General features: G+C 60.2%; 14 protein-coding genes. 7 read left to right on the top strand and 7 right to left on the bottom strand.

Annotated features, from left to right (window positions below; genetic code table 11):
• Positions 1-151: 151 nt before the first annotated feature.
• The 3 genes from kynU to ABWV42_RS02585 all read right to left on the bottom strand — a co-directional run bounded on the left by kynU (position 152) and on the right by ABWV42_RS02585 (position 2,640).
• Positions 152-1,348 (bottom strand): kynureninase, encoded by a 1,197-nt coding sequence (kynU, locus tag ABWV42_RS02595; protein WP_353338771.1) that lies wholly within the window; start codon positions 1,346-1,348, stop codon positions 152-154.
• Between the two features lie 149 nt (positions 1,349-1,497).
• A complete protein-coding gene (locus ABWV42_RS02590; RefSeq protein ID WP_353338770.1) occupies positions 1,498-1,878 on the bottom strand; it encodes an MmcQ/YjbR family DNA-binding protein in 381 nt (126 codons plus the stop codon).
• A gap of 9 nt (positions 1,879-1,887) precedes the next feature.
• Positions 1,888-2,640 (bottom strand): SDR family NAD(P)-dependent oxidoreductase, encoded by a 753-nt coding sequence (locus ABWV42_RS02585; RefSeq protein ID WP_255105258.1) that lies wholly within the window; start codon positions 2,638-2,640, stop codon positions 1,888-1,890.
• Positions 2,641-2,780: 140 nt separating this feature from the next.
• Between ABWV42_RS02585 and ABWV42_RS02580 the strand changes: the two genes are divergently transcribed.
• From ABWV42_RS02580 to ABWV42_RS02555, 6 genes are all read left to right on the top strand, one after another.
• Positions 2,781-3,731 carry an MBL fold metallo-hydrolase gene (locus tag ABWV42_RS02580; protein ID WP_353338769.1) on the top strand — a complete coding sequence of 317 codons (951 nt, stop codon included), beginning with the start codon at positions 2,781-2,783 and terminating at the stop codon, positions 3,729-3,731.
• Between the two features lie 112 nt (positions 3,732-3,843).
• A complete protein-coding gene (locus ABWV42_RS02575) occupies positions 3,844-4,260 on the top strand; it encodes a rhodanese-like domain-containing protein (RefSeq protein WP_353338767.1) in 417 nt (138 codons plus the stop codon).
• Positions 4,257-4,709, top strand: coding sequence for a methyltransferase family protein (locus ABWV42_RS02570; protein WP_353338766.1), 453 nt, complete (start codon positions 4,257-4,259; stop codon positions 4,707-4,709). The genes ABWV42_RS02575 and ABWV42_RS02570 overlap by 4 nt, the downstream gene beginning before the upstream one ends.
• Positions 4,710-4,843: 134 nt before the next feature.
• The gene (locus ABWV42_RS02565) at positions 4,844-6,415 is read left to right on the top strand and encodes a Re/Si-specific NAD(P)(+) transhydrogenase subunit alpha (protein WP_353338765.1); all 1,572 of its coding nucleotides are present in this window, start codon (positions 4,844-4,846) and stop codon (positions 6,413-6,415) included.
• A gap of 13 nt (positions 6,416-6,428) precedes the next feature.
• Positions 6,429-7,886 carry an NAD(P)(+) transhydrogenase (Re/Si-specific) subunit beta gene (locus tag ABWV42_RS02560; protein WP_255105268.1) on the top strand — a complete coding sequence of 486 codons (1,458 nt, stop codon included), beginning with the start codon at positions 6,429-6,431 and terminating at the stop codon, positions 7,884-7,886.
• Between the two features lie 227 nt (positions 7,887-8,113).
• The gene (locus tag ABWV42_RS02555; protein WP_353338764.1) at positions 8,114-9,394 is read left to right on the top strand and encodes a DUF3422 family protein; all 1,281 of its coding nucleotides are present in this window, start codon (positions 8,114-8,116) and stop codon (positions 9,392-9,394) included.
• Positions 9,395-9,448: 54 nt separating this feature from the next.
• On the opposite strand, the gene ABWV42_RS02550 is transcribed toward ABWV42_RS02555, so the two are convergent.
• The 4 genes from ABWV42_RS02550 to ABWV42_RS02535 form a co-directional block, all read right to left on the bottom strand.
• Entirely contained in the window at positions 9,449-10,486 is a 1,038-nt protein-coding gene (locus ABWV42_RS02550; RefSeq protein ID WP_353338763.1) for a YeeE/YedE family protein, read from the bottom strand.
• A 204-nt stretch (positions 10,487-10,690) separates the two neighbouring features.
• The gene (locus tag ABWV42_RS02545; protein WP_353338762.1) at positions 10,691-11,662 is read right to left on the bottom strand and encodes an ABC transporter permease; all 972 of its coding nucleotides are present in this window, start codon (positions 11,660-11,662) and stop codon (positions 10,691-10,693) included.
• Complete coding sequence (locus tag ABWV42_RS02540; RefSeq protein WP_353338761.1) at positions 11,655-12,662, bottom strand: ABC transporter permease; 1,008 nt, start codon at positions 12,660-12,662, stop codon at positions 11,655-11,657. Before ABWV42_RS02540 ends, ABWV42_RS02545 begins: the two co-directional genes overlap by 8 nt.
• A gap of 128 nt (positions 12,663-12,790) precedes the next feature.
• Positions 12,791-14,491: a peptide ABC transporter substrate-binding protein gene (locus ABWV42_RS02535; RefSeq protein WP_255105279.1), complete on the bottom strand. Its 1,701-nt coding sequence runs from the start codon at positions 14,489-14,491 to the stop codon at positions 12,791-12,793.
• Between the two features lie 294 nt (positions 14,492-14,785).
• Between ABWV42_RS02535 and ABWV42_RS02530 the strand changes: the two genes are divergently transcribed.
• Complete coding sequence (locus tag ABWV42_RS02530) at positions 14,786-16,606, top strand: ABC transporter ATP-binding protein (protein WP_255105281.1); 1,821 nt, start codon at positions 14,786-14,788, stop codon at positions 16,604-16,606.
• The last annotated feature ends 52 nt before the right edge of the window (positions 16,607-16,658 follow it).

The raw sequence follows: 16,658 nt of genomic DNA, 5'->3' as shown, positions 1-16,658 counted from the left end.
GAGTATTAAGGAAAGATTAAGGTTTGTGCCGCGGATTGCGGCAAAAATGGGGCCACGGCCTAAACCGTTCAGAGTTTCCGGATGTTGTTTTCTTGGGGGTGGCTGATTGGCCTTAAACCCGTGAGGCGAGATTAAGGCGCAGGGTTTAACGTTAGGTTACTTTCGAGCGCGTCTTGAACTCGGGGCGATCCCAGAGGGCATTGGTCATGACGTCTTCGAGGATATCAACGGCCGCGCGAACGTCTGTTTCGTCGATGTAGAGTGGTGTGAAACCAAAGCGCATGATGTCGGGGGCGCGGAAATCACCGATCACGCCGCGCGAGATCAGGGCCTGCATGGCGGCGTAGCCCTGTTCGAAGTGGAATGAGACCTGGGAGCCGCGTTTGGCGGGATCCCGAGGGGTGGCCAGTTGCAGTTGGGGGCACCTGCTTTCGACCTCGGAAATGAAAAGGGCGGTCAAGTCTTGGGATTTCTGCCGAACGTCGGAGATCGTGGTCAAGTCCCAGATATCCAGTGCTTTTTCCAGGGCGGTCAGGGCAAGAACCGGTGGTGTGCCGACCCGCATGCGTTCGATGCCTGCGCCGGGGCGGTAGTCGAGGTCGAAGGCAAAGGGGGCGTCGTGGCCAAGCCAGCCGGAGAGGGCAGGGCGGGCGGTGTCGGCGTGTCGCGGGGCGACATAGATGAATGCGGGCGCTCCGGGGCCGCCGTTGAGGTATTTGTAGGTGCAGCCGACAGCAAAGTCTGCGTTGCACTCGGACAGGCGGACGTCGGTGGCGCCGGCGGTGTGGGCGAGATCCCAGACCGTGACGACGCCTTTCGCGTGGGCGAGGGTGGTGAGGGCCTTCATGTCGTGCAGGCGACCGGTGCGATAATCGACCTCGGTCAGCATCAGAACGGCGACATCTTCGGTGATGTTTTCGGCCACGTCTTCGGGCGCAACGATGCGCAATTCGTGGTTTTGTTTCAGGGACTTGATAAGCCCGTCTGCCATGTAGAGATCGGAGGGGAAGTTGCCGGAATCCGAGAGGATGACCTTGCGGCCTTCTGGGGCGAGGTCGAGGGCGGCGGCGAGGGCCTGATAGACCTTGATGGACAGGGTATCGCCCATCACGACGTGGCCGGGTTCCGCGCCGATCAGGCGGGCGATGCGGTCGCCGACGCGGGTGGGCTGATCCATCCAGCCGGCCTTGTTCCAGCCGGTGATCAGCATCTCACCCCATTGATTTTGCATGACGTCCTGCATGGCGGCAGAGGCGGCCGAGGGCAGGGGGCCAAGCGAATTCCCATCAAGATAGATAAGGCCCTCGGGCAGGTCGAACATGGCCTTGGTGGCTTGGAAATTCGTCATCTTAGGCTCCCTCACTCGCAAGGCATCACACTATCGGTTAACCGGTGTGGGGCAAGGCAAAACCAACGTCGGTATTACGTCGGTATCGTGTCGGTATTGCGGAGGTGGCGATACCGACGCATCGCGGTTTTACACCGGTTGCCAGAGGGTTAATCTGACGGGTGCGGGAATTCGAGGGGGATACCGAGTTCGATCCGTTTTTTCCTGGACAGCCCCTTGGAGACGAGTTCGTAGCTGATCGCGATGTGCCGGCGCAGCTCTTCGTCGGAGAGGCCGGGGGCCGCATAGTGTTGCAGCCACTTCATGCCGCGCGAGGCAAGATAGGGGGCGGGGCGAATGCCGGGGGTTTCCTGGAGCACTTCGAAAGCGATTTCGCTGACCTTGAAGGTGAAGGCATCCACCTTGTCTGCCCAGCCACAGATGGCAAAGACCTTGTCCGCGACTTTCCAGACGTCGGAGTTCCCCCACTGCACCACATGGGATGTTGCCGGGAAGGTGGCGCAGTAGGTGTTGAACTCGTCGCGGGTCATGGGGCGAGGTTACATCTCGCCGCCGGAGATTTGAATGGTCTGTCCGTTCATCGAGCCGGAATTCGGCGCGCAGAGGAACATGGCGGCTTCGGCGACCTCTTCCGAGGTGATCAGCCGGCCATGCGGGTTGACGCCAACCATCAGCTTGTGGGCTTCCTCTTCGGAGAGGCCGGTGCGCTGCATGATCTTCTGTGTGTTGGAGGTCACGATGTCGGTGTCGACATAGGCGGGGCAGAGCGAGTTGAAGGTGTAGGGCTTGCCCGCATAGTCGGCCGACAGCGCCTTGATGAGGCCGTTCAGCGCATGTTTCGAGGCAGAGTAGCAAGGCGCGCCCTTGAGACCGCGCAGACCCGCGATCGAGGAGACACCGATAACGCGGCCCCAATCTGTCGTGACCATGGACTTGAGGCTTTCGCGGATGGTCAGGAACGCGCCATCGACGTTGATACCCATCATGTGACGCCATTCGTCCAGTGTGGATTTGTGCAGGGCTCGGCCTTCGGCGACGCCGGCATTGGCGACACAGATCTGGATGGGTCCACGGGCTTCAACGGCGGCGGCAACGCCGTTCACTACCGAGTCTTCGTTGGCCACATCCATCTGAAGAGCGTGCAGACCGTTGCCCGCGTTTTCCTCGAGTACGCTTTGACGGCGGCCCGTGATGGTGACCTGCGCCCCTTCAGCGGCCAAGGCGCGGGCAATGGCGAGGCCGATTCCGGTGCCGCCGCCGGTGACAAGTGCATGTTTTCCTTGCAGATGCATATCTCTCTCCCTGTTTTGAAAGCAGGGTACATACCCGTCGGTATGTTTCAAGGTGCGCCGTTCCGTCACTTTATTACTTATTCACAGTTGCGAATTTGTACATTATTGCTTTGGGAATGACATTTTCAGGGAGGGCGAGGATGACTCGTTTTGCAGTTTGGGCCGCCGCGATGGCGTTTGGCACCGCGGCGTTGGCCAGTGAGGACATTGCCGATCAGTATCCGCAGTCAGAGCTTTATTCGAAGCCGGTCGAGGTAATCCCGCACGTGTTCTCGGCGATCGGGGCGACGGCACCGCCGACCTACGAGAACTCGGGGCATAACAACAACCTGTCCTTCGTGGTGACGGACGAGGGGGTTGTCGTGGTGAATGGCGGGGCGTCGGTGCGGCTTGCCAAGGCGCTGCATGACGAGATCAAGGCGGTGACGGACCAGCCTGTGAAACTCGTGATCAATGAAAACGGGCAGGGGCACGCGATGCTGGGCAATGCCTATTGGATGGACCTTGGGGTCGACATCCTTGCCCATGTGGATGCCATCGAGGCCTTTACCTCGGAAGCGGATTTCATCCTTCAGGGCATGGAGCGTTACAACCGCGACAAGGCGGAAGGCACGCGGACCGTCACGCCGAACCTGTCGTTCGAGGACGAGTACAAGTTCACGCTGGGCGGGGTTGAGTTTCATGTCATGTACATGGGCCCCTCGCATGATCCGGGTGACGCGCAGGTCTGGTTGCCGCAATGGGGTATGCTGATTGCGGGGGACATTGCCTTCCACGAGCGCATGTTGCCGATTTTCGAAGGCATCTGCACCAGCTGCTGGATCGAGACATGGGATGAAAAGCTGGAACCGCTGGCACCGACTTATGTCATTCCGGGGCACGGCCACCCGACCAACCTGGCGCAGGTGCGCCGGTATACTCGCGACTATCTGGTGGATCTGCGCGAGAAGATTGGCGCGCATATCGATGAGGGTGGTGACCTTGCCGGGGCCTATTATGTCGACCAGGAACGCTGGAAAACGCTTGATACCTTCGAGGAACTGGCGACCAAAAACGCGGGCCGCGTGTTCGAAGAGATGGAATGGGAGTAAATCCCGAAACGCCCGTACCAATGCTGTGGCACGGGCGTAACTTTTTCCTTTTTGTTGCGCAGGGTCAAAATACGACATTGCGGACGCTGTAAACGTCGTTAAAGGAGATGTCATGAAACGACTGGTGTCGGCAGTTCTGGCTTTGGCCTTGGCCATGCCCGCTTTGGCGGACGAGGAAATCGTTCTCGAAGCGGTTCAGGACTATATGGATTTTGCCACCTATGAGGCGGGTATCATCCTTCCTGCACAACTGACGCAGGACGTATTCGAAGCTGCGACTTTTGTCGATACCCGTGATGCCGAACAATTCGAGTCCGGCCATATTCCGGGCGCCATGCATATGGAATGGCGCGAAGTGGCTGCCCGTCTTGACGAAATTCCGGACAGCGGAATGGTGGTTTTTTACTGCAATACCGGCACCTTGTCATCGCAGGCCACTTTCGCGGCGCGTCTTTTGGGGCGGGAGAACGTGGTTGTGTTGCAGACCGGCATGAGAGGCTGGTCAGAGACGGCGGCGTATAAACCATGAAGCAGTGGATTGATCTTCCTCCCGTATGGCTGGCGGGTGCGCTGGTGCTTGCCTGGCTTCAGGCCAGCCACTATGCGCTGGGCCTGTCCTTCGGGCCGGTCTGGGCCGACCTTGTTGGCGGGCTTTGCGTGGGCGGCGGGATTGTCCTGATGCTGCTTGCGGTGACGGAAATGCGCCGCCAGAAAACCACGCTGATCCCGCATCGCGACGCGGATCGCCTGGTTCAAAGCGGGATTTTCTCGCGCACGCGCAACCCGATCTATATCGGTGATGCGCTGATCCTGTTGGGATTGATCCTGTACTGGGACGCTGTTCTTGCGCTGCCGCTGGTGCCGATCTTCGTCTGGGTCATCGAAAAGCGCTTTGTCATCCCGGAAGAAAACCGTCTGCGCCGCAAGTTCCGTGCGGATTTCGCCCGCTATTGCCAGAAAACACGGCGGTGGGTGTGATGACGTGGCGGCGCAGAAATCGGGGAGATGCCATTTTGCTTGTGCAGCATTTGGGATGTCGTTAAAACTTTTCGCAACCGCAGCATGGGTTGCGCGAAATAATCTTGCTCTTTGACCGAAGGGGGATAGGAAACGTGAAAATCGGTACACCAAAAGAGGTGTTTGACGGGGAAAACCGGGTCGCAATGACACCGGACTCTGCCAAGCAGCTTCAGAAACTGGGTTACGAATGTGCCATTGAGACCGGCGCCGGTTTGGCAGCCGGGTTCTCGGATGCCAGCTATGAAGAGGCGGGCGTCGAGATCATCAAGACCCCGGCTGCTTTGTGGAAAGCGGTTGATATCGTGGCCAAGGTGCGTCAGCCGAATGAAACCGAGCTGAAGCGCCTGACCAAGGACAAGACGCTGATTTCGTTCTTCAACCCGGCAGGGAATGAAGACGGCATGGAAGTGGCCAAGTCCAAGGGCGCGAACGTGATCGCCATGGAAATGGTGCCGCGTATTTCGCGTGCGCAGAAGATGGACGCGCTTTCGTCGATGGCCAACATCGCCGGTTACCGCGCGGTGATCGAGGCGGGCAACAACTTTGGCCGTTTCTTCACTGGCCAGATCACGGCGGCGGGCAAGGTTCCCCCGGCCAAGGTTCTGGTTGTGGGTGCTGGTGTTGCCGGTCTGGCAGCGATTGGTACCTCGACCTCGCTTGGCGCGATCACCCTGGCATTCGACGTGCGTCCGGAAGTGGCCGAGCAGGTTGAATCGATGGGCGCCGAGTTTGTCTACCTCGACTTCGAGGAAGAACAGCAGGATGGCGCGGCGACCGGCGGTTACGCCTCGGTGTCGAGCCCTGAGTTCCGCGAAGCTCAGCTGGCCAAGTTCCGTGAATTGGCGCCGGAAGTCGATATCGTGATCACCACGGCCCTTATTCCGAACCGCGAAGCGCCGGAACTGTGGACCGAGGACATGGTTGCCGCGATGAAACCGGGTTCGGTAATCGTCGACCTTGCCGCCGAGAAGGGTGGTAACTGTAAGCTGACCGTCATGGACGAGAAGATCGTGACCGAGAATGGCGTGACCATTATCGGCTATACCGACTTCCCGAGCCGCATGGCAGCGCAGTCGTCTTCGCTTTATGCCACCAACATCCGTCACATGATGGCCGACCTGACCCCCGAGAAGGACGGTCAGATCAACCACGACATGGAAGATGACGTGATCCGCGGCGCGACCGTGACCTTTGAGGGTGACATCACCTTCCCGCCGCCGCCGCCGAAAGTGCAGGCGATTGCCGCCAAGCCCAAGGCCGAGGTCAAGGAACTGACCCCGGAAGAGAAGCGCGAGCAGGAAGTAGCGGCCTTCAAGGCGCAGACCAAGCAGCAGGTGACCCTGCTGGCGGTAGGTGCGGCGCTGATGATGGGCGTGGGTCTCGTGGCCCCGGCAAGCTTTATGCAGCACTTCATCGTGTTCGTTCTGTCGGTCTTCGTGGGCTTCCAGGTGATCTGGAACGTCAGCCACTCGCTGCACACCCCGCTGATGGCCGTGACCAACGCGATTTCGTCGATCATCATCCTGGGTGCCGTCCTCCAGATCGGGTCGGGCAGCTTCCTGGTGATCCTGCTGGCCGCGATTTCGGTGTTCTTTGCCGGGATCAATATCTTCGGCGGCTTCCTCGTAACACGGCGCATGCTCGCCATGTTCCAGAAATCTTAAGGAGGCCGGGACTATGGAATTGGGCTTCACTACTGCCGTTTACGTTGTTGCGGCTGTTCTTTTCATCCTCAGCCTGGGTGGCCTTTCGGGGCAGGAAAGCGCGAAACGTGCCGTTTGGTACGGCATTGTCGGCATGGCGCTGGCGGTGTTTGCCACGCTGATCGGCCCCGGTGCCGGCCTGTGGTGGCTGTCGGTCATCCTGATCGCCGCCGGTGGCGTGATCGGTTATCAGCTGGCGTCGAAGGTCGAAATGACCCAGATGCCGGAACTGGTTGCCGGTATGCACGCGCTGGTTGGTCTTGCGGCCGTGTTCGTTGGTTTCAACGCGCACTTCGAGCTGGGCAACGTCATGGCTATGAGCCCCGACGGCACCCTGCCGCTGAGCAAGGATCTGGCCAAGGGGCTTGAGGGTTTCGCGGCGCTTCTGGCCAAGAAGACCCCGGTTGAGATCAACATCCTGCGTGTCGAGGCGAGCCTTGGTATCTGGATCGGTGCCGTGACCTTTACCGGGTCTGTCATCGCCTATGGCAAGCTTTCGGGCAAGGTGACGTCGGCGGCGACCAAGCTGCCTGGTGGTCACGCGCTGAACGCAGGCGCGGCGGCGATCTCGCTTGTCTGCCTGATCTGGTACCTGAACTCGGGCAGCCTGCTGCCGCTGCTGATCCTGACCATCGCGGCGCTGTTCATCGGTTATCACCTGATCATGGGTATCGGCGGTGCTGACATGCCGGTGGTTGTGTCGATGCTGAACTCGTATTCGGGTTGGGCCGCGGCCGCGATTGGTTTCTCGCTGGGCAACGACCTGCTGATCGTGGTGGGTGCGCTTGTGGGTTCCTCGGGTGCGATCCTGTCCTACATCATGTGTAAGGCGATGAACCGTTCGTTCGTCAGCGTTATCCTTGGTGGCTTTGGTGGCGCGGCTGGTCCGGCCATGGAAGTGGAAGGCGAACAGATCGCCATCGACGCAGACGGCGTGGCAACCGCGCTGGAAGAGGCCGACAGCATCATCATCATCCCGGGCTACGGTATGGCCGTTGCGCAGGCTCAGCAGAACGTGGCGGAACTGACCCGTCGTCTGCGTGCCAAGGGCAAGACCGTGCGTTTCGCGATCCACCCGGTTGCGGGCCGTCTGCCGGGCCACATGAACGTGCTTCTGGCCGAAGCCAAGGTGCCTTATGACATCGTTCTGGAAATGGACGAGATCAACGAGGACTTCCCGGAGACCGATGTTTCGATCGTTATCGGTTCGAACGACATCGTGAACCCGGCGGCACAGGAAGACCCGAACTCGCCGATCGCAGGCATGCCGGTTCTGGAGTGCTGGAAGTCGAAGCAGGTGTTTGTTTCGAAGCGTGGTCAGGGCACCGGTTACTCGGGCATCGAGAACCCGCTGTTCTACAAAGAGAACACCCGCATGTTCTATGGTGACGCGAAGCAATCGCTGGATACCCTGCTGACCATGATCAACTGATCCGGTTGCAGAAAAGACAGGAAAGGGCGCCCGTTGCGGCGCCCTTTTTGTTTTGCGGGTGTGGGCGCGATTTGACCGAATGGTTGGGCATTGGGGGAATATGCTTGTTTTTTAGGGTGTTGAGGCGGTTTGTATACCATTGCATTCGCGTAACATGTTGAAATAAAACATTTTTGTTTACATGTGGTCAAAATTGGCTAGGGTGCGGGGACTTCAGGAGAGTGCCCATGGCCCCGATTGCCGATCACCCGCTGCGATACAAGCTGACCAACGAGTTGCACGCGCGCCCCTTCCCATCGCTGGAGGAGCCCTGCACGGCGGTGTTCATAGCCATCAAGAAGCCGGTCAACGCGGTGGGGCGGGACCGGGGCGAGGACCTCGCGCATCTGTGCGATCTTCTGGATCGTCACGGGGGGGCGCATCCGCAACCGGGGGCTACGCATTACTCGGGGCAGATCGGGCGTCATGCGCTGAAGTGGGAGCAGCACACGGAGTTCGTGACCTACACGGTGTTCACACCGGGTCTGAGTGCGCGGCCGTTTGATCCCGCGGAATTCGAGGTGTTTCCGGAAGACTGGCTGGCGCAGGCGCCCGGTGTGCGGGTGACATCGGCGTTGATCCGGGTGGAGGAGCGGCCGGAGGAAGAGGTGATCATCCGGAGCCTGCGGGACTGGTTTGTACCCGAAAGCCTGGCGGTCTCCGAAGTGCTGGATGGCTCTGCCGTGGTGGGAACGGACTTTCGGATCAACCCGTCAGGACATATGCGGATGGGGGTTTTTGTAACGCCGGGTACGGGTGCGCGGCGGATCGGGCGGATCGTGCAGCGGCTGTGCGAGATCGAGACCTACAAGAGCATGTCTATGCTGGGCTTCAGCCGCGTGCGGTCGATGACGGGGCCGCTTGGGGCGCTGGAGAGCGAACTGACCGCCTTGATGGGGGAAATCAGCCGCGGGGATGCACCGCCGGAGGAGACGCTTGAGCGTCTGTTGCAGGTCTCGGCGGAGCTGGAGAACATGATCGCAGAGAGTGCTTTTCGGTTTGGAGCCACGGGGGCTTATGAGACCATCGTGCACCAGCGCATCGAAGTCATGCGGGAAGAGCGTTATGACGGGCGCCAGATTTTCTCGGAATTCATGATGCGCCGCTATGATCCGGCGATGCGGACGGTGGCCTCAACGCAGAAGCGCTTGGAAGACCTGTCGCAGCGGGCGACGCGGGCGGGCGAGTTGCTTAGGACCAAGGTGGATGTTTCGCGGTCTGCGCAGAACCAGGCCTTGCTTGAGAGCATGGACCGGCGGGCGGATCTGGCGCTGCGCTTGCAGGAGACGGTGGAAGGCCTGTCCGTGGTCGCGATCAGCTACTATGCGGTGTCGCTGGCCTCATACGCGGTGTACCCGCTGGCCAAGAGCCTTGGTCTCAGCAAGGGCGAGGTGACGGCGGCTTTGGTTCTGCCGGTGGTTGGCCTTGTCTGGTGGATGGTGCGCCGTATCAAGCAGAAGATGCACTAGGGGCAAAACCTTCTCGAAGGTTTTGCCCGGGGAGATTTTTCCCGAAAAATCTCGTTACTCGGCAGGGATGGCCGCGGTACGTGGGCTGGCGGTCAGCAGGCTATGTGTGACCAATGCGCCAGCGACGATGGCCGCCACCGCGGTGATAGCCGAGAGCGAGAGGGTCGGGATGCCCGACAGGCCTGCGCCGACGGTGCAACCGCCTGCCAGTACACCACCGAACCCCATGAGCGTTGCGCCCAACAGGTAACGGCCGGTTTGCGCCGGGGTTTCGAAACTCTGCCAGCGGAAGCTGCGGAAGGCGAGCGAGGAGAGCAGGCTGCCCGCGAGCACGCCGCCGATCAGGGCTGCTCCGAAGTTCGCAGAAACCGCGCTGGAGGCCACCGTGAAGAACAGGGCGTCTGCGGCGGGGGCGGTGAAGGCGAGGCTTTCGAAGGGGACGGGATCAAAGTCGTCGTAGAAGACAAAGCCGGTGCCAACCCATGCCAGCGGCACCAGTGCGCCGATCAGGGCCGCGCCTAGGAGGGTGGCGGGACGGTTGCCCGAGCGCAGCGCGATGAAACCTGCCGCGCCGACAATGAGCGCAACCCAGATTGCTGAAGGGCCGGGGAGTGAGGTGGCCTCGAGCGGGAGGGTATAAGCGCTGATCGACAGGCGCAGGGGCGCAAGCACCCCTTTCATGGCCGCATGGGCCACGAAGGCAAAGACGAGAAGGACAAGGGCGGCGCGCAGGTTGCCTGTGGCCGACAGAACGGTCAGGCGCGAGGCACAGCCGCGGGTGAGGACCATGCCAGCCCCGAACAGGCCGCCACCGATCAGAAGGGCTGCCAGCGGCAGGTCGGGCGACAGGAAGCGGTGCTCGGCAAAGGAGATCAAACCGGCCTGTACTGCGGTCTGGGTGCCGAGAACGGCCACGGCAAGAGCGGTGAGCCAGACACCGAGGGCGGCGCGGCGGTCTTCACCGGCGATACCCCGGCGGAAACAAAACTTGGTGCGCTCGGCCAGTGCGCCGAAGGCAAGGCCAAGGGCGAGTGCGAAGAACACGATTGCCTCTGGGGCGGTGAGCGTTTCGAAACCGAGGGACTCGAACATGGTGTCGTCTCATGCATTGGAATTTTTTCCCAAATGCAGACGAATTCAAATATGATCAAGTGTTGTTGCATTGCCGCAGGGGCAGGGTTTCGGGACGCTGTTCCGTTAGGATGTCGACGGGGAGGAACAGGGTTCCGATAACGGCAAAGGCCGGATCAATTGACCCGGCCTTTGGAGGAATCCAGACTGGATGTCCTTATTTCGTTAGCGACCCCGGATGCGCGGGTCGAGCGCGTCGCGCAGGCCGTCGCCAAGGTAATTCACCGACAGAACCGTCAGCGAGATGGCCATGCCCGGCAGGACCACGCGTTCGGGGTATTGGTCCATGCGCGGTACGGCATCGGCCAGCATCTTGCCCCATGTCGGGAAGTCGGGCGGGAAGCCGACACCGAGGAAGGACAGGGCGCTTTCGGTGATGATCGCGGTGGCAAGTCCGAGGGTGGCGGAAACCATGATCGGTGACACCACGTTGGGCAGCAGGTGCCGGCGGATGATTGCGCCGGGGGTGGTGCCGATGGACCTTGCGGCGAGGATGAACTCGCGCTCTTTCAGCGCAAGCACCTCGGAACGCACGATCCGTGCGGTCTGCATCCAGGATGTCACGCCCACCACGCCAACGATCAGGATGAACATCCCGGTCTCCGGCCCGAAGGCGGCGCGGAGCTGATCGCGGAACAGGGTCACGGCAACCAGCAGGAGCGGCAGGATCGGCAGTGACAGCACCAGATCGGTAAAGCGCATCAGCGGGCCGTCGAGCTTGCGGAAGAACCCGGCCAGAACACCGATCGAGGTGCCGATGCTGAGGGCGAGGATCATAGCAACCCAGCCGACGGCCATCGAGGTGCGGCCGCCCACGATCATGTTGGCCAGCGCGTCACGCCCGAGGTTGTCGGTGCCCAGCGGGTGTGCCCACTGGACCTTGGCATCGCCATCCCAGATCGCGGTGTAGATCGGGCGGACATCCTTGTTACGGATGTCGAGTTTCTGGGGATCGAGGGTCCAGATGTATTCGCCGAACAGGACACCGAGGGTGATGAACAAGAGGAAGGTGCCGCCCATGAGGGCGCCCTTGTGTTTCTTGAACTGGTCCCAGACGTCTTTCCACTGCGAATGCGGCGGTTCGGTCGGCACCTTGTCCTGAAGCGGCTCGATCTTATTTGCGGTCGACTCAGTCATAGCGGATCCTCGGGTCGAGCACGCCGTAGAGAATATCGGCGATGAGGTTGAAGACGACGATCAGCACCGCGATCATGAAGGCGAGTGTCTGAACCGAGGGAAGGTCATTGGCAAACAGGGCGTTCAGCAGCTGGTCACCGATGCCGTTCACTTTGAAGACCACTTCGGTGATGATCGCGCCGCCGAAGATGCCGGGGATGCCAAGGGCGATGGCGGTAACCACCGGGATCATCGAGTTGCGCAGCACGTGCACCATGACCACGACCTTTTCGGGCAGGCCCTTGGCGCGGGCGGTGCGGACGTAGTCCTGGTTAAGGTTGTCGAGCATCGAGGCGCGCATGAAGCGGCTGATCTGGGCCGTGGTCTGTAGGGCCAGAACCATGACTGGCATGATCATCTGGCGTAGCTGGACGACGAAGCTGTCCCAGTCGTTCACCACGTGGGTGGTGTCATAGACCGAGGGGAACCAGCCCAGTTGCACCGCGAATATCATGATCAGCAGCGGGCCGGTGAAGAAGGGCGGGATCGAGAAACCGATCATGGTGATGAAAGTGCCCGACTGGTCGAAGATCGAATACTGGCGATAGGCCGAGTAGATGCCGATCGGCAGGGCAATCAGGATGCCGACGATGTAGGACATGCCGACAACCCAGAGGGTCTGGGGCAGACGCTGGGCAACCATGTCCATTACGGGCGAGCGGGTCTGCCAGCTCAGGATGCGTTGTTTGCCTTCGGCGAAGGTGGTGCCGAACATGTTGTCGAATAGGACCTGGGGTTCGATCCAGAAGAACTGAACCAGCCATTTCCAGTAGCGGACGTGAAGGGGTTCGCCGAGACCGAGCGCTTCGCGCATCTTGGCCTTGACTTCGGGGGGCACGGTCAGCGGGACCTGGGCCATCGGATCACCGGGGGCCAGTTCAAGCAGCAGGAAGATCACCAGGCTGATGAACAAAAGCGTCGGGACCGCGAGGATAAGTCGTCGGATCGTGAATGTGAGCATGATCGGCGCCTTTGTAGAGCAGTCTTTTTCTATTTTTGGCGGGAATGCACCGCCTTTGGCAAGTGGCGGCGTCTTTATGTGTAAAGACGCCCCGGTGCAACGACCGGGGCGTCCTGTTTCGCGTCAGTTTACTTTACGCGATGCCAGTCGGCGATGTTCCACAGTTCCGAATCCCAGGTGTTCAGAACCACGCCACCGAGGGTGTTCGAATGTGCCGAGACGCGACCACGGTCCACCAGCGGAAGGATGGTGTAGGTTTCCTTGGTCAGCATGTCGTTCATCTTCTTGGCGAGTTCGTAACGCTTTTCGAGATCCGAGGTGCGCGACAGTTCGTCGATCATCGCATCGTAAGCCGGATCACAGAAACGGTTGATGTTCTCACCCTGCCACTGCGATTCCGGCTTGGGCTCGTTGCCGCAGCGGTACATCGACAGGTAGGCCTGCGGATCGGTGCCGTCGAAGTTGTTGGCGTACATTTCAACGTCGGCGTAGAACTTCTGGAAGGTGTCCGGCGAGCCCGGGTCACCACCGAAGAAGACCGATGCGTTCAGGTTGCGCAGTTCGGTTTCAACACCGATCTCGCTCCACCACTGTTTGATCAGGGCCTGGAAGTCCTGACGAACTGCGTTGGTCGAGGTTTGATAAAGGATCGAGAGGCGCACGCCGTCTTTGGCGCGTACACCGTCAGAGCCTTTTACCCAGCCGGCATCGTCCAGCAGCTTGTTCGCGCCGGCGATGTCCTGGGTCAGACAGTCGGTGTTGTCGGAAGCGTAAACCGCCGGTCCGGGAACCAGGTTACAGGTCGGGCGACCGGCCTGGCCGTAGCCGACTTCAACCAGCAGTTCACGGTCGATGGCCATCGACAGGGCCTTACGCACGTTGATGTCCGACAGGAACGGGTGCGGTGCCTTGCGGGTCGAACGGGTGTCGGCGTCGAGCGACGGCGACGGGTCGGTCATGTTCATTTCCAGACGCTCGACCAGCGAACCGAAGGCCGCGATCGGGGTTCCTTTGCCGCCTTCAGCCATCTTGGCCAGAACGTCGGGGGCCAGTTGGAGGTTCCAGGCGTAGTCAAATTCGCCGGTTTCCAGAACGGCGCGGCCTGCTGCGGTCGCGTCACCACCACCTTTGAAGGTCAGGGTTGCGAAGGCAGGCTTCGATGCGTCACGGTAGTTCGGGTTGGCTTCCATCGAGATCACGTCGTTCGGTTTGAACTCGGTGACGACGAAGGGACCGGTCCCGATTGGGCCAAAGTTGGCGTCGGTACATTCCGGGGCCTTGGCGCCCATGCAGTTCTCGAACTGGGCTTTCTGGATAATCGGCGACTGGCCGCCCATGAACGGACCGTAGGGGTTCGGCTTGGGCTCGGAGAAGTTCACCTTGACGGTGAGGTCGTCGATGATCTCGACGTTATCGACGCCGTCGAACTTGGCCAACTGGGCGCAGCCACCTTCGGGGTGCATACAGTAATCAGCCGTGAATTTCACGTCAGCCGAGGTCACGGCGGACCCGTCCGACCATTTCAGGCCCGACTTCAGTTTCCAGGTGATCGACTTGAGATCTTCGGACACACCGCCGTTGGCGACGGTCGGGATTGCTTCTGCAAGGTAGGGGACAAGTGCGCCATTGGGATCGTAGCGGCCGAGGGGCTCGATAACGAGCGATGCCGATTCGATGTCCTTGGTGCCGCCCGACAGGAACGGGTTCAGGATCGAGGGCGCTTGCCAATAAATAATGTTGACGTGGCCGTCCGAACCGCGTTCTGCCATTGCCGCAGGGGCCATGGCAAATGCGGCGGCAGCGCCTAGCATAAGTGATTTAACCTTCATGGTTCACTCCTTGTTGCGCACAAAATTGTGCTTATTACGCGACGGCCTTGTCAGCCGTTCGCTTGTTGGTTGTCACGTGAGAAAACAGATGAGGCGCCGTATAAAAACGGTTCTCAAAAATATATCCCCTCTCGACTGAGGGCATCACAGACCAAGGTGCGACAAATTGCAAGCCTAGCGTTTCGGTTTACGCTGCGGCAGCGGGAAAGAATTCTGCCTCCTGTTTGACAGTTGGGCGTTGCTGTCGTTAGCGTCACCATATTCTAGGGTAGCTAAAAATGGGGTGAGCGATCCATGTTGGATAACGCCATCGCGTCAATCGAAAACCTTCGCGTCGAGTTCCAGACCAAGAGCGGTCCGGTAGTCGGCGTCGAGGATGTCTCGTTCAAGGTCAATTCGGGCGAAACGGTTTGTATCGTTGGCGAATCCGGGTCGGGAAAATCAGTTTCGAGCCTGTCGTTGATGCGGCTTGTGGAGTTCGGAGGCGGGGAAATCGCCGGCGGTCGCCTGTTGTTCGATCGCCGTGATGGTGGCGAGACGGACCTTGCCGGAACCGAACAGGATTTGATGCGGACGATTCGCGGTAATGAAATCGGAATGATCTTTCAGGAGCCGATGACAGCATTGAATCCGGTGTTCACTGTTGGTCGACAACTGACCGAAGGCCTGCGGTTGCACAAGAAGATGAGCAAAGACGCGGCCGAGGCGCGGGCGCTGGAACTGCTCAAGCAGGTGCGCATTCCTGAGCCGGAGCGCCGCATGAAGCAATATCCGCACGAATTGTCGGGCGGGATGCGTCAGCGCGTGGTAATTGCCATGGCGATGGCCTGCGAGCCGCGCCTGTTGATCGCGGATGAACCGACCACTGCGCTGGACGTGACTATCCAGGCGGAAATCCTTGCGCTGATGGACCGCCTGAAGCGCGAAACCGGGACGGCGGTGATGTTCATCACGCACGACATGGCGGTTGTGGCGCAGATGGCGGACCGCGTTGTTGTCATGTTCCGTGGTAACAAGGTGGAAGAGGGGACGGTCGAGGAAATCTTCGAGAACCCCAAGCACGACTATACCAAGGCGCTTTTGGCGGCGGTTCCCAAGCTGGGCGAAATGACGGGAACGGATTTGCCGCGCCCGATGAAACTTTTTGGTGTCGAGGGGCAGAACCTCGATCCGATTCCCGGTGTCGACGAGCCCATTCTTGAAGTGAAGAACCTCGTGACGCGCTTTCCGGTTCAGGGCGGGCTGTTGCGCCGGACCGTGGCCAATGTACACGCGGTCGAAGATGTATCCTTTACGGTGAACAAGGGGCAGACCCTGTCGCTCGTGGGCGAGTCGGGCTGCGGCAAATCAACGGCGGGCCGCTCAATCCTGCGTCTTGTGGAGCCGATGGCCGGGGAAGTCCTGTTCGACGACGTGGATGTGATGTCGCTCAACCAATCGCAGTTGCACAAGGTGCGCCGCGATATGCAGATGATCTTTCAGGATCCCTTTGCCTCGCTCAATCCGCAGATGCAGCTGATGGAGCAGGTGGCGGAACCGATGCGCAACTATGGCACCCATTCGGGAAGCGAGTTGCAGGATCGCGTGGCGCATCTGTTTGACCGGGTGGAACTGCCGCGCAGTTTCATGAAGCGCTATCCGCACGAGTTGTCGGGTGGTCAGCGCCAGCGGATCGCGATTGCCCGTGCGCTTGCGTTGAACCCCAAGCTGATCGTGGCGGACGAAGCCGTTTCGGCGCTGGACGTGTCGGTTCAGGCGCAGGTTCTGAACCTGATGATGGAGTTGCAGGCAGAATTGAACCTGTCCTACCTGTTCATCAGCCACGACATGGCTGTCGTGGAGCGGGTGAGCCACTATGTCGGGGTGATGTATCTGGGGCGGATCGTGGAACTGGGGCCGCGGCGTGCGGTCTTTGAAAATCCGCAGCATGCTTATACACAGGCCCTGATGAAGGCGGTTCCGATTGCCGACCCACGGCAGCGCAAGTCCGAGAAGGACCTGAACTTCAAGCCTATCCCATCGCCGATTCACCCGATTGGTCACGAGCCGGGGCCGTCTGAGTATTTCGAGGTGACGCCGGGCCACAAGGTTCTGCGTTCGGACAGCGGGTACTGACATTTTCGGAGGAAGCGTGGCTGAGTGCTGTGCTTCCTTTTTTTTGTGCATC

Origin of the sequence: Pelagimonas sp. KU-00592-HH, assembly GCF_040369695.1 — a bacterium.
Classification (GTDB): domain Bacteria; phylum Pseudomonadota; class Alphaproteobacteria; order Rhodobacterales; family Rhodobacteraceae; genus Shimia.
Note: the sequence above shows the minus strand (reverse complement) of the source record. Positions and strands in the feature narration are given on the sequence as shown.